The organism is Arthrobacter sp. 10T413_2, assembly GCF_056394205.1.
In genome coordinates, this window is record NZ_JBFTHK010000022.1 from 20,047 (window position 1) to 39,745 (window position 19,699).

A 19,699-nucleotide genomic window follows, 5' to 3' on the forward strand; every position below is an offset into this window, starting at 1 on the left:
TGATACCAGCATCGGAGCTCAGCAATGACCACCACGAATCATTCCCAGGCCGCGTCGTTGGCACGCGCGGCGACCCCGTCCGCTCCCTTCGGGACGGACGTCACGTGGACCAACTGGGGCGKAAACCAGAGCGCCACACCGGCCTTCACCGTCCAGCCCCGGAATGAACAAGAAGCGCTCGACGCCGTCCGGTTCGCCATCCGCGAGGGCCTGCCCGTCCGCGCGGTCGGCTCAGGACATTCATCCTCTCCCCTGGTTCAGACCGGCGGCGTCCTGATGGACATGTCCGCACTCTCGGCCATCACCGGAACCGACCGCGGGCGGCGCCGCGCCAGGGCCCTGGCCGGCACCACCATCAACGCCTTTGGCGATCCGCTGTGGGAACAGGGGCTGGCACTGGGCAACCAGGGTGACATCGACAAGCAGCAGATCGCCGGGGCACTCGCGACCAGCACMCACGGCTCCGGAAAGAACCTGGGCAGTTTCTCCTCCGCCTTGCGCTGGGTCAGGCTGATCAACGGCTACGGCGAGATCGTCGAAATCGGTGAAGGGCAACTCCGCGAACTCAGGGCCGCCCAGGTCGCTTTGGGCACGCTCGGAATTTTCCTGGAGGTCGAGCTGGCGGTCGAGGACCGCTATTACCTGCAGGAGGAGATTACGTATCCCACATGGGAGGAGACCGCGGCAACCTGGCAGGCCGACATCGACGCGAACAGGCACTACTCGTTCCTCTGGTGCCCGGAAGAGGATTCATGTGAGCTGCTGGACCTCCCCGGTTCGCCGGACCAKAATATGGCGAACCGCAGCTACACCAAGCGGTACAACATCGCCCAGATCCAGGACGACCGTGAAATTTCCCGCACGGAGGGTGCCCGGCTGGACCGGTCGTACCGCATCTACCCGGGCGGGTTCACCACACAGTTCCATGAACTCGAGTACTTCGTTCCCAGCCATCACGGCCTGGAGGCCGTCGAGGCTGTCCAGGACCTGATCCGCACCAAGCATCCCGACCAGAAGTACCCCGTTGAGGTCCGCTGGGTGAAGGCCGACGAAGGGTACATGTCCCAGTTCCAAGGACGCGACACCACCGTCATTACCCTGACCACTCAACCTGGAACTGACTACTGGCCATTCTTCCGGGATGCAGATGCGCTGCTGCAGGAATTCGAGCCGCGTGCCCACTGGGGCAAGATCCATTTCATGACGAGGAGCCGCCTGGAGCGTCTCTACCCGGAGCTCGACACCTTCATCCGGATACGCCGGGAGTTCGACCCMCGCGGAATGTTCCTCAACGACCACACCCGCGCCCTCGTAGGCTAAACCCACAAGCAGTTCGCGCGTGCACAGCAAAAGCACGAGGTGCGGACAAGGTCCGCACCTCGTGCTTTTGGCTTTAGCGTCAGGCGGAAATCCGGTCCGTCAGGCTGGACCGGACCTCGCGGACGGCCGGTACGCCGTCGCCGTCCTGGCCGTACAGCCAGTCGTTGTACTGGAAGTCGTTGTCCTTCCGGCTCTTGAAGAGCAGGTTGCGCAGTGTCCGGCCCAGGCCGGACACGTGCCAGGATTCGCCCCAGACGCGGGCGGTGCGCTGGACCCGGGCCGTGCGGCCGGCGCGGATGGTGTTGAACTCCTTGATCGCGCCGTCCCAGGCTTCCGGGTTGACGCCTCCCTGGGTGAAGACGGTGCCATTGGTGGCGTCCTGCAGCACGGCGGCGTCCTCGAGCGCCTGGCAGGCGCCCTGGGCGAGGTACTGGAGCATCGGGTGCGCGGCGTCGCCCATCAGCACCATTCGGCCGGCAACCCAGTTTTCGATCGGGTCGCGGTCGTACATGGGCCAGCGGATGCCGGTGGCCAGGTTCTTGAGCGCTTCCTGAACGGCCGGGACACAATCCTTGTACGCGGCCTCCAGCTCGTCCACACCGCCGTACTGCTCTTCGMCGCGTTCGAACGAGGCGGACTTGAAGACGGCCACGGTGTTCAGGAGCTCGCCCTTGCGCAGCGGGTACTGCACAAGGTGGCAGTCGGGTCCGAGGTAGACGATGACGTCTTCGAGGTCGGCCTTGGGCGTGTTTTCGGTGATCGGGACGGTGCCGCGGTACGCGACGTAGGCGGAGGGGACGGGCTCATCGTTGGCCACGAGCGGACGCAGGGTGGACTTGAGTCCGTCGGCGCCGATCACGACGTCGGCCTCGTAGTCCACGCCCGCTGCGGTGTGGGCCACGCCGCGGCCGTTGATGGTTTCAACGCTTTCGACCATGACGTCGTTGACGAGCTTGACGCCGGCCGCCTCGCAGCCTTCGAGCAGGACCCGGTGCAGGTCGCTGCGGTGGATCACGACGTACGGCGCGCCGTAGCGTTTCTCGAATTCCCCGCCGAGGGTCTGGCGGGTGAGCTCCTCGCCGGTGACGGCGTCGCGGAAGACCAGGTGTTTGGGCTGGACGCCGATTTCCAGCGCCTTTTCCAGAAGGCCCCAGCGGCGCAGGACGCGGGAGGCGTTCGGGGCCATCTGCAGCCCTGCGCCGACCTCGCCGAACTCAGGGGCCCGCTCCACGAGAGTGACGTTGGCGCCGTTTTCACGCAGCGCGAGGGCTCCGGCCAGTCCGGCCATTCCCCCTCCGATGACGAGGACATCGGTGGACGTGGCGTGCTCAGACATTGCTTGMTCCTGTTGATGTGAGTGAGGGTGAGGTTGAGAGTTTGGACTTGAGTTTGAGGCCGACGGCGGCCAGCAGTACCGCGGCGATGGCGGCTGCACCGGCGAAGGCGAGGAAGTTGGAATTGACGCCCAGTCCGGCGGCCAGCAGGAGGCCACCGATCTGGGGTKCGGCGACGGCGCCGATGCGGCCCGTCCMCAGCGCCCAGCCCAGCGCGGTTCCGCGCAGGTGTCCGGGATAGTGGCTCGCGACGGCGGCGATGATGAGGCACTGCGTGCCGTGGGTGCCGACGCCGGCGAGGACCAGCATGAAGTAGACGACGCCGACGGGAGGCCCGGTCACAAGGACCACGAGGGCCCCGGCAGCGACGGCGGCCGCGGCGATCGCCGTCGGTATCGGACCGACGCGCGTGCCCGCCCAGGCCGTGATGACCGAGCCGGCCACCGCACCGAGGTTGAGGGCCAGTGCGAAGGTCAGGGCGGAGCCCAGGTTGTAGCCGGCCAGCTGCATGAGGTTCGGCAGCCAGGTGCCCAGGCCGTACCAGGCGAACAAGGTGGCGATCGTTGCCAGGGCGAACAGCACACTCACCCCCAGGTACGGGGCGCGGAGTAGGGAGGAGAAGCCGGACGGCTCGTTKACCGCATGCCCCTTCCCGACTGCCTTGCGGGCGGCCCTGTCTGCGGCGCTGGCCGGGGCCAGGGTCTCCGGAAGGTATTTCACTCCGAGCGGCACCACGACCATCAGTGCGACCACGGCGACCAGGAACATGGACTCCCAGCCGAACGCTGGGATCAGCTGGATGCCGACGAGGGCTGCGATGGATCCGCCAATCGGGACACCGGACATCATCAAGGTGGCGACGGTGGAGCGCCATTTGGCCGTGACGAGTTCGGCCACGAGCGCGTTGGCCGAGGGCACCAGGCCGCCGAGTCCGATGCCGGCGAGGAGCCGCAGGACGCCGAAGACGGGGGCGCTGGGGGCGAAAGCACAGAGGATCGTGAAGATCGAAAAGAGGATGGCACAGCCCAGGATGGTCCGGCGGCGGCCCCACGAGTCGGCCATGCGTCCGGCGAAGATCGCCCCGATCATCATGCCGACGAAGGCCATGGAGCCGATGGTTCCGGCGGTGGCTTTATTCAGGCCCCAGCCGGTCTCAGAAATCAGCGAGGACTGGACGGTGCCGTAGACGATGAGATCGTAGCCATCGAAGACCACCAAGAGCCAGCAGACGAGCACGGCCGCTGCCGAGCCCTTGGAGAACCGTGATGCAGGCCCATCAACGGTGGTGGGGCCGGGAAAGCCCGGTGTCGGCCGCTCCGGCGCTGCAGCGGAAGGTGTGTGATTCATCCCACTACTGTCATGGAGATTGCAGACGAACAACAATACAATTCTGATGTGCAGAACAACCCACCAGCCAAGTCCGCCCGGAAGCCCGTCCAAAAGCGGCCGACCTATTCCATCGAAGCGGTGGACAATGCGCTGCAACTCCTGCAGCTGCTCCGCGACGGCGGCGCGCTGCGGCTCAAGGACGCCGCCGCCGAGCTMGGCGTCGCCCCCTCCACCGCCCACCGCCTCCTGGCGATGCTGGTCTACCGGGGCTTTGCCGTGCAGGATGAAAACCGCCGCTATGTTCCGGGACCGGCCATGGGGGTCGGGCCGGCGGGCCTGAGCTGGACCAGGCTGCTGCGCTCGCTCGCCCAGCCGCACATGGAGCTGCTMTCGGCGCAACTGAACGAGACCGTCAACCTTATGGTGCGGGTGGGCACCAAAGTGCGCTTCCTGGCCACGGTGGAAGGGAACAACGTGTTGCGGGTTGGTGACCGGCAGGGGACGGTCATGCCCGCCAACAAGACCTCGGGCGGCAAGGCCATGCTCGCCGAACTGGAACCCCACATGATCGACCAACTCTTTCGCAGCAACAATGCCGAGATTGGCGGGGACACCATTCCCGCCGCGGACTACCYGGCGTTCCTGCGCGAGCTTGAGTCCATCCGCAGCAACGGCTTCGCGGCCAATTTCGAGGGGACGGAGGAGGGGGTAAGCGCCCTCGGCATGGCCCTGCACAACCGGCACGGGCACGTCGTCGGCGCACTCAGCGTCGCCACTCCCTCGACCCGCTTCCGCCGGGTGTTCGACGCCGGACTCGTCCCCGCGCTGCGGGAAACCTGCCGGCAGCTGGAGATCGACATCGCGGCCAATMCGGCCGAGCCGGACTGAGTGCGCGCCGCATGCGCGGCAGGGCACACAGCGGGGTAACCCGCCGGGCACCCGGGGGATCAATCCAACAATTCTGACTGGCAGAATATGCTGGGGGTCACACCTCCACATCCGTAGAGTCGAACTACGCCAAAAACCTGTTCTGACCTACCGAGGAGGCCCACGTGTCCATCAGCGCCGAGAACACGACTCATGAATCAGTGGCCGCGGGGCATACTGCTCCGGAGCCGACGCCCGAAGAAACCGCCCAGCTGCAGGAGCTGTACCGGGATTTTGACCGCGAGAACCTGATCCCGCTGTGGACCGAGATCGCGGACTTGATGCCGATGGTCCCGTCCCCCAAGGCGGTGCCCCACGTCTGGCGGTGGAGCGATCTCTACCCGCTGGCCGCACGCGCCGGCGACCTGGTTCCGGTGGGCCGCGGCGGGGAACGCCGGGCGATCGCCCTGGCGAACCCGGGCCTGGGAAACACCCCCTACGCGACCCCCACGCTGTGGGCGGCCATCCAGTACCTCGGTGCCCGCGAGACCGCTCCMGAACACCGCCACTCCCAGAACGCGTTCCGCTTCGTCGTCGAGGGCGAGGGCGTGTGGAYGGTCGTGAACGGGGACCCGGTMCGGATGTCCCGCGGGGATTTCCTGCTGACCCCGGGCTGGAACTTCCACGGCCACCACAACGACACCGATGAGCCGATGGCCTGGATCGACGGCCTGGACATCCCGTTCGTGCACTACGCCGATGCCGGGTTCTTCGAGTTCGGCACCGAACGCGTCACCGACGAGGCCACCCCGGACATCTCCCGCTCCGAACGCCTCTGGGCCCACCCGGGCCTGCGCCCGCTCTCCGGCCTCGATGACACCACGAGCTCCCCCATCGCGGCCTACCGCTGGGAATACACGGACCGCGCCCTGACCGAGCAGCTCCTCCTCGAAGACGAGGGCCACCCGGCCACCGTGTCCCAGGGCCACGCCGCCGTCCGCTACACCAACCCCACCACCGGCGGGGACGTCATGCCGACCATCCGGGCCGAATTCCACCGCCTCCGCGCCGGCGMCACCACCGAAACCGTCCGCGAGGTCGGCTCCAGCGTCTGGCAGGTCTTCGAAGGGTCCGGCTCCGTGGTCCTGAACGGCGAAACCAGGAACCTGGCCAAGGGCGACCTCTTCGTCGTCCCGTCCTGGGCCGCCTGGTCACTGCAGGCCGAAACAAGTTTCGATCTGTTCCGCTTCAGCGACGCCCCCATTTTCGAACGGCTGAACTTCAACCGCACCTACATCGAAGGACGCAACAAGTAATGAGACTCCTCACCCTCCGCACCGGGAACGGCACCACTACCGGGACCGTGGCTGTCCGCCAGGACGGCGACACCCTGACCGAGATCGACGGCTTCACCGACGTCGGAGAACTCCTCCGCACCCCGAACTGKGAAGCGACCGCGAAGGCAGCAGCCGGCGCCACGCACCCTCTCGAGGGCGCGGACCTGGCCGCCGTCGTCCCCTCCCCCGGCAAGATCATCTGCGTGGGCCACAACTACCGCAACCACATCAAGGAAATGGGCCGGGAAGTCCCCGAGTTCCCGACCCTGTTCGCCAAGTACCAGGAATCCCTGATCGGCCCCAACGATGACCTGGCCCTCCCGCAGGAATCCGACGCCGTCGACTGGGAAGCCGAACTCGCCGTCGTAATCGGCAAAAAGGGCCGCCGGATCAGCGAAGCCGACGCCCCGGCCCACATCKCCGGCTACGCCGTCCTGAACGACGTGTCCATGCGCGACTACCAGTTCCGCACCATCCAGTGGCWGCAGGGCAAGACGTGGGAAAAGTCCACCCCGTTCGGCCCGGCCCTGGTCACCAAGGATGAGTTCACCGCCGGCCCGCTCATGACCTCCGCGGTCGACGGCGAAATCCAGCAGCAAACCCCGACGGGCGACCTCGTGTTCACCCCCGAATACCTGGTGTCCTACATCTCCACCATCATCACGCTGAACCCGGGCGACGTGATCGCCACCGGCACCCCCGGCGGCGTGGGCCACGCCCAGGATCCCAAGCGCTACCTGCAGGAAGGCCAGCTCCTGGTCACCACCATCGAGGGACTGGGCCAGCTGAAGAACCGCGTCATCAAGGAAGCCTGATGGTTGCCCGCCACGACCAGACGAGCGACCCGGAGCTGCTCGCGGCCCTGCTGCAGGCACGCCGCGGGACGGCGTTCTTCGCCCGCAAGCTCAACGAGCTCTCCGACGCGGAGCTCGACGGCGATTCGCTGCTGCCGGGCTGGACCCGCCGCCACATCACCGCGCACATCGGCTACAACGCCCGGGCCATCGCCCGGCTGGTTGAGTGGGCGGCCACCGGCGTCGAGACCCCGATGTATGCCTCCACCGAGGTCCGGGACCACGAGATCGACTTCGGCGCCACGCTGAGTCCGATCGCGCTGCGGCACCTGTTCGACCACTCGGCCGTGCACCTGAACGTCGAATGGCGGGACCTGTCCGAGGACGCCTGGCACCACAAAGTCCGGACCATCCAGGGCCGCGAAGTGCCCGCCACGGAAACGGTCTGGATGCGCAGCCGCGAAGTCTGGATGCACGCCGTCGACCTGGCGAACGGCGCCAACTTCCACGACATCCCGGCGCCGGTGCTTGAACGGCTCCTGAAKGACATCACCGGMGCCTKGAAGACCCGCGGCACCGACAAGGACCTCGTGGTCAAGGTCACGGACCGCGACCTCACGTTCGGGGACACGACGTCGGCGTCGCCCACCGTGGTCTCCGGACCGCTCGCTGCCGTCGTCGAATGGGCCGCCGGCCGCGGGAACGGCGGCGTCACCGCCCCCGGGCCGGGTGCTGCAGCCACCACCGGGACGGTTCCCCCCGCCCCGAAGTGGATCTGAGAGCCGGCTAAACAATCCTAAAGCGGGAGGCCCCTCGGCGAGGGGCCTCCCGCTTCGTGCGCCCTTGTCTCCGTCCCGGGGCACTTTGAGGGCAATGTTCGACGCCGGCGCCCTGGTTGACGGCGTGTCCGCGCCAAAGTGCTCCCGGACCGCCGCCGGGCTTCCAGCCGGATCAGCCTTCGTCGCAGAGCAGGTGGTACCAGTTATCGGCAAGCACCTCGAGCGCGTGTTCACGGTTTGGTTCAAACTTGCGTCGGGTCCAGAGCGTGGCGACGTAGTCGAGCGAGGTGAAGGCTAGAGTGCCTCGAATGTGGTGCGTCTCTTCCGAGAAGCGCCCTGCGAGCTTCATTCCGCGGACGAGGTCGGAGATGACCTCCTCATGCCATCCCTCGACCAGGGCGCGCACGTCGCGATCGACGGCGGCGGCCTCCTCGAGCACGTCGAGGTATGGGCGGAAGACCGGCCAGAGCGCCGCCCGCGACTCCAGCCACGCCAGGATGCCCGGCAGMTCGCCTGCCCGCACCACGTCGACGAGGTCGGCCGCGGTAGAGCCCCTCCCTGGCCCGTCCGCACGGTCCAGAACCGCGTTGACGCGCACCATGAAGTCCCTCATCAGATCGCTGCGTGAAGGGTAGTGCGCGTAGAAAGTCACCCGGGTAGTGCCGGCCGCCGMGGCGATCTCGTCGATGGTGGTCGCGGCGTACCCCTTGCCGGTGAAAAGCTCGAGTGCCCGCTCCACGATGACGTCGCGGGTGAGCTTTTTCTGGGTTTCTCGCAACGACGACATGGGTCAATCCTAACTTTTTTGTGCGGCGTCAAGCCCGGTCGGGCGACGCCGGTCCCAGGGCGGCAGGACCGGCGTCGGCCCGCCGTCGAAGCCGGCAGAGCGCAGTGACTCGCCGCAGTGAGCCCGGCGATGCCATTGCCGACGACGCCGGGTCAGCGTAACGTTATGCCGCCTCCAGCCGGAGCGCGGCGACCGGGCAGACCCTCACGGCCGCCTTCGCGGCGTCGAGGTCGGCCCYGTCCACCTCCGGGGCGTCGATGACMAGCTGGCCGTCATCGTCGAGATGCATCAGCCGGGGCGCAGCTTCCTCACAGAGGCCGTGCCCCTCGCAGCGCGGCCGGTCGAGTTCAATCMTCACGATGMCACCACCTTGACGACCTGAAGCTTCTCGAAACTCCGCGTGATGTTGCTCGGCACCCGGACCCCGTCCGCGATGGACAGTGACTTCACCTGGCGGGCAAGCGCGTCAATGATCGCGTGGGCCTCTAGCTTGGCCAGGCCCTGGCCGGCGCAGCCATGGGGTCCGTAACCGAAGGAGAGATGGTCCACCGGGTTGCGCCGGATGTCGAAGGTGTCGGGGTTTTCGTAGTGCCGTGGGTCCCGGTTGCCGGCGCCGAAGAGGATGCCCAGTTGAGCGCCCGCGGGAACAGTGACTCCATCTATCTCCACCTCGCGGGTGGCCGTACGGCCCCAGATGTGTACGGGGGCCCAATAGCGCAGCACTTCCGCGAAGGCTGCAGGTACCAGCTCGAGGTTCTCGCGGACAAGCTCAAGCTGTTCCGGGTGGCGGCCGAACAGGGCGATGATGTTCCCGATCGAGGCGATCGTTGTATCGACACCTGCCCCGAGGTACTGGTGGATAATGTGCCCGGCGGAGCCTTCGGGGATGTCKCCACGCGTTTCAGCGTCGAAGATCCCGCGGCCGATCGAGCCGGGGGCGAGGTCGCCGGCGGTAACTGACGAGCACCAGCCGTACAGCTCGCCGGCGATCGGGAAGCTCTCCTGGGTGCGCTGGTTCAGCGGGCCAAGGACCTGCATCGCGGCCTGCCCCCAGCGCATCATGTTGTCTTTGACGTGTCCGCTGAATCCGATGAGGTCGGCGACGATCTCAAGCGGGAACGCTCGCGCCAGGGAGTCGATGGCTTCAAAGCTTCCGCCGGCGACGAGGTCGGCGACGAGCTTGTCCGCCTTCTCGTCGATGATGACCTTCAGGCCGCGCAGTGCGCGGGGCGTGAGGTTCTCGGAGAGCGTCGCGCGCAGCTGGGTGTGCAGCGGCGGGTCTGAGGCAAGCGAGGTGCCTTGCAGCGCCTCGTTGACCATCGGGTTGAAGCCAAGGGTGGTGGATGAGAACGTCGCCGGATCGCCGAGTACGTCGCGGATGATGTCGTAGCGCGTCAGAACGTAGAGGTCGTTCTTGGGCAGGTGGACGACGCCGGCCTGCTCGCGCAGCGCGGCGTACGTGGGGTAGGGGTCGACCAGGACGTCGTCGTCCCAGATATCGATGCCGGATTCGGTGGGTGCAGTCACAGTATTCTCCTTGCGGATGGGGGGGTGGGCCGAGGGTGTGAGGCCCGTCAGCCTGGACGATCGCTGCGGCGCATTCCCCGGTGCTCTACCGGGCTCCTGCGAAGGCCGGAGGCGGATGTGGCGCTCCACACATCTTGACGCCAAGGTTTACATGATGTCAATACAGTTTACGAATCGTCGGTTTCATAAACGCAACGAGATTCTCAGCTATACGTAGCGACTGTTTACTTGACATACTGTAAAGAAAGATGTGACGCTGGATACACCGCATCGGAGCGATGGTCCGGCCAGGCCCGGCGGCACCCCTGCATTCAGCACCCGAACTTCAAGGGAGAAGCAAGTGATTCACCCCACCCCCGTCGACACCGGCGACGCATTCGCCGGCACCGTCGATCCAGCCACCGTCCATACGGTCCTTGGCCMCATCCCCGCTCATGAACTGGGCGTGGTCGCGGTCCACGAGGCCCTGCTGTCGGTGCTCCCGGGTGCGCAGTACGCCCCGGACATCACTATGGACCGGGCGGAGATCTTCGAGGCACTTKCCGCGAAGCTCAAGGACTTCCGCGAGCACGGCGGGCAGACGATCGTCGACAGCACCGGCATGTTCCATGGCCGCGACCTGAAGCTTTACGAGGCGCTGTCCCGCTCCACCGGCGTCCACATCATCGCCTCCACGGGCCTGGGCCCGGAGGAAGAACTCGGCGGATACTTCCTGACCCCGCAGACCAACCCGCCCACCCCCTGGCCGGCCGGAAAGTTCGGCGATCTCTTCGCCAAGGAGGTCACCGAGGGGATGGTGGTTCCCCGGGTGGAGCGCCGCGCCGCCGCCGGCATCGTGGCCACCATCGCCGACYGCGCCGGCATGACCCCGACCGAGGAGAGCCTGTTCMGCGGCTCCGCCCGCGCCGCCAGGACCACCGGCATCCCGGTCTCGATTCGGTTCGGCGCCGATGCCCTGCACGATCTGGACGTCGTGCTGGACGAGCAGATCGGGGCCGACCGGGTGCTMGTCGGCGACCTGGACCGCAAGGACGCCGCCGGCTCCGCCATCAAAGTGGCCGGCCGCGGAGCCTTCGTCGGCATCGACCACGTGGGCCTGAACGACCACGCGGACTACCTCACCGACCGCGATCGAGCCGAACTGGTGTTCGAGCTCGTCAAGGCCGGCCATGCCGACAAGATCATACTTTCGGGCAACTCGATTGGTGTGGCCAAGGKGCTGCCGGAGTACAACCTTCCTTACAGCCACGTCCTGACCACGTTCGTACCCTTCCTCAAGGCCCACGGCCTGAGCGACGAAGACGCCCGGCACATCCTCGTGGACAACCCGCGCAACCTCCTGACCGTGCGCTAAGCACGCATCGGYCCAACCACAACAAGCTTTCGACCCCTGAGGTGAACGAATGACCAAGGTCAACACCGTGCTGGGAACCATCCCGGCCGAAGAACTGGAAATCGTGGCGGTCCACGAACACATCGGCTACGGCATGCCCGGGTCCGAGCTGGACACCACGTGGTGGAAGTCGCCCGAGCAGGCCTACGAGGAAACCGTGCCGAAACTGCGGAAATTCCGCGAATACGGCGGCGGTACCTTTGTCGACGCCACCGGCATCTGCAACGGGCGCGACGTCGACTACTACAAATCCCTGTCCCGGAAGACGGGCGTGCACATCGTGGCCTGCACCGGCTTCGTCGGCGGCGACACCGCCCTGCCGCACTTCTCCCGCGCCACCGTGGACTACCTGGCGAAGGTGTTCATCCACGAGATCACCGTCGGCATCGGCAACACGGGTGCCAAGGCCGGCGTCATCAAGGTCGGTGTGAGCCGCGGCGGACGAATGACGGACCTGGACAAGCGCATCTACCGGGCCGCGGCCCGCGCCGCCGACGTCACCGGCGCGCCGATCCTGACCCATCTGGCCATCGACCCCGAGCCGGCGGTGACCATCTTCAACGAAGAGGGTCTCCCGCTGGACCGCGTGCTCTTCGGCCACGCCGACGACGGCCTGAACGCTCCGATCACCCCGCACGACTGGATCTACGAGCAGGGCGGCCGGATCGGCTTCGATACCTTCGGGTACGACCTCGAGCTGCCGGATCCGCCGTTTTGGGGCCGCAAGCGCGACGAACGCATGGAGCACTTCGTCAAGCTCGTCAACAAGGGCTATGCGGACAAGCTCCTCGTCTCGGCAGACGMCAACTGCAGCCCCCTGGGCTGGCCGGGCGTGAAAGGCCACACCATCAACTACATCTTCGAGGACATGATCCCCGACATGCGGGCGGCCGGCATCGACGACGCCACCCTCAAACTCCTGCTCGAGGACAACCCGGCCGACTTCCTGTCGCTGCACGCCTGACCCCGGACAGACCACCACAACTTACCCGTTCCACCAGAGATGGCCCGGGCCAAGAAAAGCCAAGAAAGAGATGAAACCATGAAGGCTGAAGACATCAAGAACCTCAAGATCGCCATCGTCGGCGCGGGCTACGGCGGCGCCGCGGCGGCCAAGGCCCTGAGCCTGCTCGGTGCAGACGTCAAGGTCTACGAGCAGGCTCCCCAGATGGGAGAGGTGGGCGCCGGCATTGGCCTGCGTCCGGCCACCATGGCCCGGTTCCGCCAGTGGGGCATMTTTGACGCGATCRCCAAGGTGAGCTCGGCGAGCGACTACTTTGAGATCCTCACGGCCACCGGTGAGCCGATCATGAAGGACACCTGGCCCGAGTTCGGCGAAGAGAAGCAGACGTACCTCATCCACCGCCGCGACTTCATCGAAGCCCTTCTCGGCGTGCTTCCCGAGGGCATGGTGCAGCTCGGCCACCGGCTGGAGACCATCGAGGACAAGGGCGACCGCTCTGTCCTGACCTTTGCCAACGGGGAGACCGTCGAGKCCGACCTGGTGGTCGGTGCCGACGGCATCAAGTCCGCGGTGCGCGAGCAGCTCTTCAGCGACAAGGGCCCGGTGTTCTCCGGCGAACACGCCTACCGCGTGGTTATCTCCGCCGATGACGCCCACGGGATGGTCGTCGACGACAACCTGCGGATGTACATGGGCAGGGGCACGAAGGTGTATCTCCTGCCGCTGCGCCACCGCAACCAGATGTCCTTCGACATCACCGCCCTGAATCCGGACGGCACCTGGGCACCCACGATCACGAAGGAAGAACTCCTGAAAACCGTGGAAGGTTTCKACGAGCGGATCGTGAGCATTGCCCGCGACCTCGACATGKACACCGTCAACATCMGCGCCGTTTACGACATCGACCCCGTCAACTCCTGGCACACCGACTCCGTCGTCCTCATGGGCGATGCGGCGCACTCCATGCTGCACCACCAGGGCCAGGGTGCGAACTCGGCGATTGAGGACGCCGGAGCACTGGCCGACGCCCTCGCGCAGGCCGACTCCGTCAAGGAGGCGCTGGCGCTGTTCCAGGCGACCCGCAAGCCGGTGACGGACGAGCTGCAGCGCATCTCGCGTCAGGGGTGGTCCGAGGAAGAGGTCAACGACGTCTTCCCCGGGCAGAAGCCCGCGTCCCAGAAGCCCGCGGCTCAGGCACAGGTCTGACGCCATGACGATTCATCCCGAAATCGCCAAGATCCTCAGCACCCTGCCGGCGCCCGACGGTTCGCCGCTGAATCCGGAGGCCATGCGGGCGGGCGAGGCCGCACAGGTTCCCGCACTCGAAGACCGCCTTCCGCTGTACTCCGTCGAGGACGCCACGGCCGTGACCTCCTCGGGCGACGTGCCGGTGCGGATCTACACACCGGTGGAGGCCGACGCCTACGGACTCSTGGTGTACTTCCACGGCGGCGCGTTCTTCCTGGGCAGCCTGGACACCCACGACCACGTGGCGCGGGCACTCGCCAAGGAAACCGGCTACAAGGTCATCTCGGTCGGCTACCGGCTGGCCCCCGAAGCATCCTTCCCGGCCGGCCTCGACGACTGCTACGGCGTGGTCCGCTGGGCCGCCGCGCGGGGCCACAGCCTGGGCTGGGACGGGAAGAACCTCGCCATCGCGGGCGACAGCTCGGGCGGCAACTTCGTGGCCGCCGTCGCCGCGCAGGCCCACGACGACGGGTTCTCCGCGATCACTCACCAGGTCCTGTTCTACCCCTCCCTGGACCTGGACTTCGACGTCGACCGCTACGCGTCGCTGCGGGAGAATGCGGAGGGGTACGGACTGGAGACGGCGGGCCTGCTGCMGTTCAACTCGTTCTACCTCGAGAACGGGGCGGATCCGGCGGATCCCCTCGTCTCCMCCATCAAACGCGAGGATCTCTMCGGCCTGCCGGCTGCCCTCGTCATCACGGCCGAGCACGATCCCCTGCGGGACGAGGGCGAACTCTACGGCMGGCACCTGTTGGAGGCCGGCGTCGACGCAACAGTCAGCCGCTACGCGGGGGCCAACCACGGTTTMGTCCAGAACTTCTCCTGGATCCCGGAGTACTACCGGGCATTMGAGGAGACAGGTGAATTCCTGAACGCGAGGGCCGGGCGATGACGAAGTCAGTCGCTGTCCATCCCATGGTCTCCCCATGGGKCCGGTTCGGTCTCTACAGCTTCTACATCGACGCCCCGGAGCCCGCCATCATCGACACGGGGATCGCGTCCTCGCCCGCCGAGGGMATGGTGCCCGCCTTGGAGGCGATCGGCCGCCGGATCGAGGACGTCCGCTGGATTCTGCTGACCCACGGACACATCGACCACATCGGCGGCGCGTACGCCCTCTGGGAACTCACCGGCCGGCGCKCGCAGGTGGTGATCCACGACGCCGATGCACCGTTGTTGCGCTCGCGCCGGGCCCACGTGGACGAATACCTTTCCGGACGGGCGCAGTATCTGAACGACCMCGACGGCGAGGCGAAACTGACCGAGGCCACGAACGCGGTCATCTCCGGCGAGATGGAGCCAACGATGGTGGTGCACGGCGGTGAGACCATCTCCCTTGGCGGTGACGTCACCGTCTCGGTCCACTCGATTCCGGGCCACACTCCTKGGTCGGTGGCCTATGTCATTGACGGACAAAACGACGTGTTCGTCGGCGACGCCGTACAGGTCCACGGCGCGGCCAACGGATTCCCCGGATTCGTGGACCCCGCCAGCTACCGCTCAAGCCTGCAGTACCTCAGCGATGAGATCCGTCCGCGCCACCTCTACCTGGGGCACCCGTATCGCCGCGCGGACGGCACACCCTACGGCGTGGAGCTCGACGCCGGGCAAGCCCGGKAGGCGCTTCAAGGGAGCCTGGAGATCGAGGCCCGCGTCAATAATGCGGCCTGCGGCTGCCTGGCTGCCGGACTGCAGGATACGGCCTCGCCCTACTCACCCTTCGCCCGCGTAGCCGAGGACCTTGGTTACACCGGGGACCCTACCCTGGAGCCGTCCCCGTTCTTCACKACGCTCCACGGCTACCGCACGGCGTCGGACCATTTGACCGAAGATGAGGAGATAAGCACTCATGGATGACTTCCAGCTACTGAATGCCGGCGGGGGGAAGATTGCCGTTCGCAAAGACCTCCGGGTCCCGATGCGCGACGGAGTCGAGCTCGCCGCGGACGCATACCAGGGCACCGACGACAAGCCTCGTCCGGCGCTGGTTGCACTGAGCCCGTACGGCAAGGAACTGCAGGCGCTGGCTCTCACCACGCCCCCACAGCGGCGCCCCAGCCCGATGTGGGACGGCTGCATCGAGGCCGGCGACATTGCCCGGATCGTCAAGGAGGACTACGTCCACGTCATCGGTGACCTGCGCGGCTCCGGCCACTCCGGCGGTGAGCACATCGGCAACTACAACGCAGGCGGCGTCTCGCTCGGCCAGGACGCGTACGACTTCATCGAGTGGGTCGCGGAGCAGCCGTGGTGCGACGGCAACGTCGGCATGGTGGGCATCTCCTACTTTGGCTCGATGCAGGTGCTMGCCGCCGCCGAGCGCCCGCCGCACCTCAAGGCCATCTTCGTCTCCGGCGGCCACTACGACTTCTACGAGACCACCTATCACGGTGGCATCATGTGGTTCATGCCCCGTGCTGCCCGCGAGGGCCGCGGCGGCGATTCCGGCTGGGCGTTCACCGATAACGTCAAGTCCCGCATGATCGAGAAGTACTCCCCCGAGGAGCTGAAGAAGCTCGTCCAGAAGCGCCTGCAGGACCCGGACGTCGCCGCCTGGCCGAACCTGGTCCACGTCCTGAACTACCCGAAGAACCACGAAGCCTGGTTCGACATCGTCATGAACGAGCTGGACGGGGACTGGTATGAGGAGCGCAACCCGGTCACGCTGGCCCCGAACATCGACATCCCGGTGTGGCTGCAGCTGGACCAGGGCCGCGGCTGGACCTTGGACGGCACCATCGAGCTTTTCAACGAGCTGAAGGGCCCGAAGAAGCTCGACATCGGCCCCTACCCGCCGATGCAGTCGCGCCCGTTCATCGAGGAACACGACAAGATGTTCCGGTGGTACGACTACTGGATCAAGGGCATCGACAACGGCGTCATGGACGAGCCGGCCGTGAGTGTCTTCGTGGAGGGCTCCCGCGAGGTGGTGACTGCGGACCAGTGGCCGCCGAAGAACATCGAATACACGTCCCTGTATTTGCGCCCGCGCCACAAGCTGTCCAGGGAGCCGGAGCTGATGGGTACGGAGTACGCGGCCCCGGACGGTTTCTACCAGGCGCCGCTGACGGTGACGGACAAGGTGGAGATCCTGAGCTGGAGCACGGAGCCGTTTGAGGCGGACACGGAGCTGATCGGCGCCGGTGCCGCGCACATCTTCGCGGAGATCGACCAGCCGGACACCAACTTCATCCTGCGCCTGTGGGACTACKCCCCCAACGGCAAACGCCAGCTGATCACCAGCGGCTACCTCAAGGCCTCGCACCGCGAGCTCGACGGGCGGACCACCGAGGGCAACCCGTACCACCCGCACACCCGCTCCGTTCCCGTGGAACCGGGAACGGTMGAGGAGTATGTGCTGCGCCTCTACCCGTTCGCGAACACGTTCAAACCCGGTCACAAGCTGACGGTGGAGCTCTCGAACGGCGAGCCCCTGGCCGACGAACACAATTCGCTGCTGCCGCCGGATGCCTTCCACCTGCCGGTGGGCCGCCCCGTGACCCATAAGATCTACCGCGACGCCGCCCATCAGTCCAGGCTGGTGCTGCCGTTCACCACGGGCAAGGCGGCGGAGGGCCGGGCGAACTGACCCTACCGGTCATCTGGTGCTTCCTGCTCACTCTGCCAGCAGGAAGCACCAGTTCTCGACCATCAAATCCAGCGAAGTATCGCGGTCCACCGTCCAGCCGAGCCGCATCCAGCGCCGGGAAAAGAACTMCAGTTCCCCGAAGGCCAGCGCGCACCGCACTCGGCGGCTGATGGGGTCAAAGCGCCCGGCCCGGTCAAGGCCCGCCTGCATGTCATCGATCGCCGAGTCGAACCACTGATCAAGGGCCGTCTGGATATCCGGTTCACTGGCCGCCGCCTGATGCGCCGCCACCACGTAAGGGCGGATCTCGGCCCACTGATCGAATTTTCGCGCAAGCCAGGTCCGGATCAGCTCACGGTCCCCGGATTCCACCACTGAATGCAGCGGCGGGACATCCGCCTCGGTCAGCATCTGATTGGAGCGCTCGACCAGCGACCGMATGAGCTGGCCCTTGGACGGAAAATGCGCGTAAAAGGTGGCCCTGGTGGTGCCTACGGCAGCGGCGATGTCATCCACCGTGGTGGCGGCATACCCCTTCTCCTCAAAAAGCTCCAGCCCCTTCTCGAGCAAGAGCCGGCGGGTCATCTGCTTCTGAGCTTCTCGAATGCTTGCCACTCCCCCAGAGTAATGCAAGGTTCATCATGTAATTTCACTTGACACTTTGTATAGTTAGTGTCTATGTTGTTACCGACATCACATCCGGGTGCCATCGCGACGACGCGAAAGAGGACAACGTGCCTTGCTTCGGGGGCCTTGCTTCCGGCGGCACCGCCCCCGCCATTGTGAGCCGGCGCCGCCTCCCCGACCACTAACCGCCGTCGGACGCCTCGTTTTCACCCTGTTCCACCCGATTGCTCGTATCAAACAAGGGAGTTTTCCATGAGCACTGATCCCAGAACCGTTCCACCCCAGACCTACCCGCCGCAGCAGGCACCGCCTGCGGCGAAGTCCGCTGCCGAAGCTGCAACCGATGCCGCCCAGTTGGCGCTTCCGCGGCTGCGGGTGAAAGGCACGCTGGCAACGGCCGCCGTCGCCGTGATGGTCGCGCAAATCGCCAATGCGCTTCCCAGCTCCCTCAATGGCGAGTTCCAGACGACCTTCAACGCCGTTGGGTCCCAGTTGACCCTGATCGCGGCAGCGTTCATGATCCCCGTCGTCGTGTTCGAGCTCACCTTTGGCCTGCTGGGCGACAAGCTCGGCCACAAGAAGCTTGTCATGGGCGGCTCCCTGCTCATGGCGATCGGCTCACTGGTCTGCACCCTGGCTCCGACCGTTGAGGCGATGTGGATCGGTTCGGCCCTGAACGGCCTCGGCGCGGGAGCCATCTTCCCCGCCTCCCTCGCCCTCGTTGCCGCCGTCACTCACGATGCGCGGGCGCGGGCCCGGGGAATTGCCATGTGGGCGGGATTCCTGTCCGTCGGTGCGGCGCTGGCACCGCTGCTCGGCGGCACCTTGGCCAGCCTCGGCTCCTGGCGGGGCGCCTACGGCACGGTTGCCGTCCTTAGCGTACTGACCGTGATCCTGGCGCTGCTGGTCGCAGCAGAACACAAGGCGGCCCAGGGCCGCAAGCCGGACTGGTGGGGCCAGATCACCTTTGCCCTCGGCCTGATCCTTGTCCTCTTCGGCCTCGTCAAGGGCCCCGAAGACGGCTGGGGCGCCCCTCACGTCATCTTCTCGTTCGTCGGCGGCATCGCTCTGTTGCTCGCGTTCGTCCTCATTGAGACGCGCGTCGAATCGCCGCTGCTGGATCTGCGGCTGTTCCGCAACCGCGGCTTCACCRTTTCCTCGATCGTCGCCGTCGTCGGGATGTTCGCGTTCCTCGGCAGCCTCTTCTCACTGAGTATGTGGCTCGGCCCGGTCCAGCACCAGAACCCCATGAACATCGGCCTGCTGTTCATCCTGCTGCAGGGCCCGACGTTCGTGCTGGTTCCGCTGATCTCCCGGCTGCTCACCCGCGTCGCGGGCCGCTGGATGCTMACCGCGGGCTTCCTCCTGATGGCCGCCGGCGCGCTGATGGCATCCGGCCTGGACGTCACGAACATGTCCATGACCCCGTTCATCACCCCGGCCCTGCTGCTCGGCGTCGGCTTCGCCCTGACCCTGAGCCCGATGACCGCGATCGCCCTGAACACTGTCCCCCTGCACCTGGCCGGCATGGCCAGCGCCACCACCAACCTGCTCCGCGACCTGGGCTTCGCTCTCGGCCCGGTGCTGGCCGGCGCCGTGGCCCTGAGCACCGCGGGCGCCACCCTGGGCGCCTCGCTGCAGACCGCCACGCTCCCCGCCGACCAGGCTGGTCCGGCCAACGCGATCTTCCAGGCCGGCGGCCCGATCGCGCTCAACAGCCTGCCGCCGGGAGCACCCGGCTCCGCAGCCCACGAGCTTGCCCTGCAGTCCCTGGGCAACGGTTTCTCCGATGCCTTCATCG

General features: G+C 66.5%; 18 protein-coding genes. 12 read left to right on the plus strand and 6 right to left on the minus strand.

Features of this window, described 5'->3' with window-relative positions:
* The first annotated feature begins 24 nt into the window (after nt 1-24).
* Nucleotides 25-1,320, plus strand: coding sequence for a D-arabinono-1,4-lactone oxidase (locus AC1DBQ_RS05985; RefSeq protein ID WP_476927630.1), 1,296 nt, complete (start codon nt 25-27; stop codon nt 1,318-1,320).
* A gap of 79 nt (nt 1,321-1,399) precedes the next feature.
* On the opposite strand, the gene AC1DBQ_RS05990 is transcribed toward AC1DBQ_RS05985, so the two are convergent.
* Nucleotides 1,400-2,656 (minus strand): FAD-dependent oxidoreductase, encoded by a 1,257-nt coding sequence (locus tag AC1DBQ_RS05990; RefSeq protein WP_476927631.1) that lies wholly within the window; start codon nt 2,654-2,656, stop codon nt 1,400-1,402.
* Nucleotides 2,649-4,034, minus strand: coding sequence for an MFS transporter (locus tag AC1DBQ_RS05995; protein ID WP_476927632.1), 1,386 nt, complete (start codon nt 4,032-4,034; stop codon nt 2,649-2,651). The genes AC1DBQ_RS05990 and AC1DBQ_RS05995 overlap by 8 nt, the downstream gene beginning before the upstream one ends.
* A gap of 15 nt (nt 4,035-4,049) precedes the next feature.
* Between AC1DBQ_RS05995 and AC1DBQ_RS06000 the strand changes: the two genes are divergently transcribed.
* The 4 genes from AC1DBQ_RS06000 (at nt 4,050) to AC1DBQ_RS06015 (ending at nt 7,760) form a co-directional block, all read left to right on the plus strand.
* On the plus strand, nt 4,050-4,871 hold the full coding sequence (locus AC1DBQ_RS06000) for an IclR family transcriptional regulator (RefSeq protein ID WP_476927633.1): 822 nt from the start codon (nt 4,050-4,052) through the stop codon (nt 4,869-4,871).
* Nucleotides 4,872-5,035: 164 nt separating this feature from the next.
* Nucleotides 5,036-6,166 carry a cupin domain-containing protein gene (locus AC1DBQ_RS06005; protein WP_476927634.1) on the plus strand — a complete coding sequence of 377 codons (1,131 nt, stop codon included), beginning with the start codon at nt 5,036-5,038 and terminating at the stop codon, nt 6,164-6,166.
* On the plus strand, nt 6,166-7,002 hold the full coding sequence (locus tag AC1DBQ_RS06010) for a fumarylacetoacetate hydrolase family protein (RefSeq protein WP_476927635.1): 837 nt from the start codon (nt 6,166-6,168) through the stop codon (nt 7,000-7,002). The genes AC1DBQ_RS06005 and AC1DBQ_RS06010 overlap by 1 nt, the downstream gene beginning before the upstream one ends.
* A complete protein-coding gene (locus tag AC1DBQ_RS06015) occupies nt 7,002-7,760 on the plus strand; it encodes a maleylpyruvate isomerase family mycothiol-dependent enzyme (RefSeq protein WP_476927636.1) in 759 nt (252 codons plus the stop codon). Before AC1DBQ_RS06010 ends, AC1DBQ_RS06015 begins: the two co-directional genes overlap by 1 nt.
* A gap of 172 nt (nt 7,761-7,932) precedes the next feature.
* Here the strand turns inward: AC1DBQ_RS06015 and AC1DBQ_RS06020 are convergent, their stop codons facing one another.
* From AC1DBQ_RS06020 to AC1DBQ_RS06030, 3 genes are all read right to left on the minus strand, one after another.
* A complete protein-coding gene (locus AC1DBQ_RS06020) occupies nt 7,933-8,547 on the minus strand; it encodes a TetR/AcrR family transcriptional regulator (RefSeq protein ID WP_476927637.1) in 615 nt (204 codons plus the stop codon).
* Nucleotides 8,548-8,710: 163 nt separating this feature from the next.
* Entirely contained in the window at nt 8,711-8,905 is a 195-nt protein-coding gene (locus AC1DBQ_RS06025; RefSeq protein WP_476927638.1) for a ferredoxin, read from the minus strand.
* Nucleotides 8,902-10,074 carry a cytochrome P450 gene (locus AC1DBQ_RS06030; protein ID WP_476927639.1) on the minus strand — a complete coding sequence of 391 codons (1,173 nt, stop codon included), beginning with the start codon at nt 10,072-10,074 and terminating at the stop codon, nt 8,902-8,904. Before AC1DBQ_RS06030 ends, AC1DBQ_RS06025 begins: the two co-directional genes overlap by 4 nt.
* Nucleotides 10,075-10,414: 340 nt before the next feature.
* Between AC1DBQ_RS06030 and AC1DBQ_RS06035 the strand changes: the two genes are divergently transcribed.
* The 6 genes from AC1DBQ_RS06035 (at nt 10,415) to AC1DBQ_RS06060 (ending at nt 17,271) form a co-directional block, all read left to right on the plus strand.
* Entirely contained in the window at nt 10,415-11,428 is a 1,014-nt protein-coding gene (locus AC1DBQ_RS06035; protein WP_476927640.1) for a phosphotriesterase family protein, read from the plus strand.
* A 49-nt stretch (nt 11,429-11,477) separates the two neighbouring features.
* Complete coding sequence (locus AC1DBQ_RS06040) at nt 11,478-12,431, plus strand: phosphotriesterase family protein (RefSeq protein ID WP_476927641.1); 954 nt, start codon at nt 11,478-11,480, stop codon at nt 12,429-12,431.
* Nucleotides 12,432-12,509: 78 nt separating this feature from the next.
* Complete coding sequence (locus AC1DBQ_RS06045) at nt 12,510-13,637, plus strand: FAD-dependent monooxygenase (RefSeq protein WP_476927642.1); 1,128 nt, start codon at nt 12,510-12,512, stop codon at nt 13,635-13,637.
* Between the two features lie 4 nt (nt 13,638-13,641).
* Nucleotides 13,642-14,574, plus strand: a complete 933-nt coding sequence (locus AC1DBQ_RS06050) for an alpha/beta hydrolase (protein ID WP_476927643.1) — start codon at nt 13,642-13,644, stop codon at nt 14,572-14,574.
* On the plus strand, nt 14,571-15,539 hold the full coding sequence (locus tag AC1DBQ_RS06055) for an MBL fold metallo-hydrolase (RefSeq protein ID WP_476927645.1): 969 nt from the start codon (nt 14,571-14,573) through the stop codon (nt 15,537-15,539). Before AC1DBQ_RS06050 ends, AC1DBQ_RS06055 begins: the two co-directional genes overlap by 4 nt.
* A complete protein-coding gene (locus AC1DBQ_RS06060; protein ID WP_476927646.1) occupies nt 15,532-17,271 on the plus strand; it encodes a CocE/NonD family hydrolase in 1,740 nt (579 codons plus the stop codon). Before AC1DBQ_RS06055 ends, AC1DBQ_RS06060 begins: the two co-directional genes overlap by 8 nt.
* A gap of 27 nt (nt 17,272-17,298) precedes the next feature.
* Here the strand turns inward: AC1DBQ_RS06060 and AC1DBQ_RS06065 are convergent, their stop codons facing one another.
* Entirely contained in the window at nt 17,299-17,856 is a 558-nt protein-coding gene (locus AC1DBQ_RS06065) for a TetR/AcrR family transcriptional regulator (protein WP_476927647.1), read from the minus strand.
* Between the two features lie 294 nt (nt 17,857-18,150).
* On the opposite strand from AC1DBQ_RS06065, the gene AC1DBQ_RS06070 reads away from it, so the two are divergent.
* Nucleotides 18,151-19,699 (plus strand): MFS transporter (locus tag AC1DBQ_RS06070; RefSeq protein WP_476927648.1); only part of this gene is annotated, 1,549 nt, incomplete at its 3' end.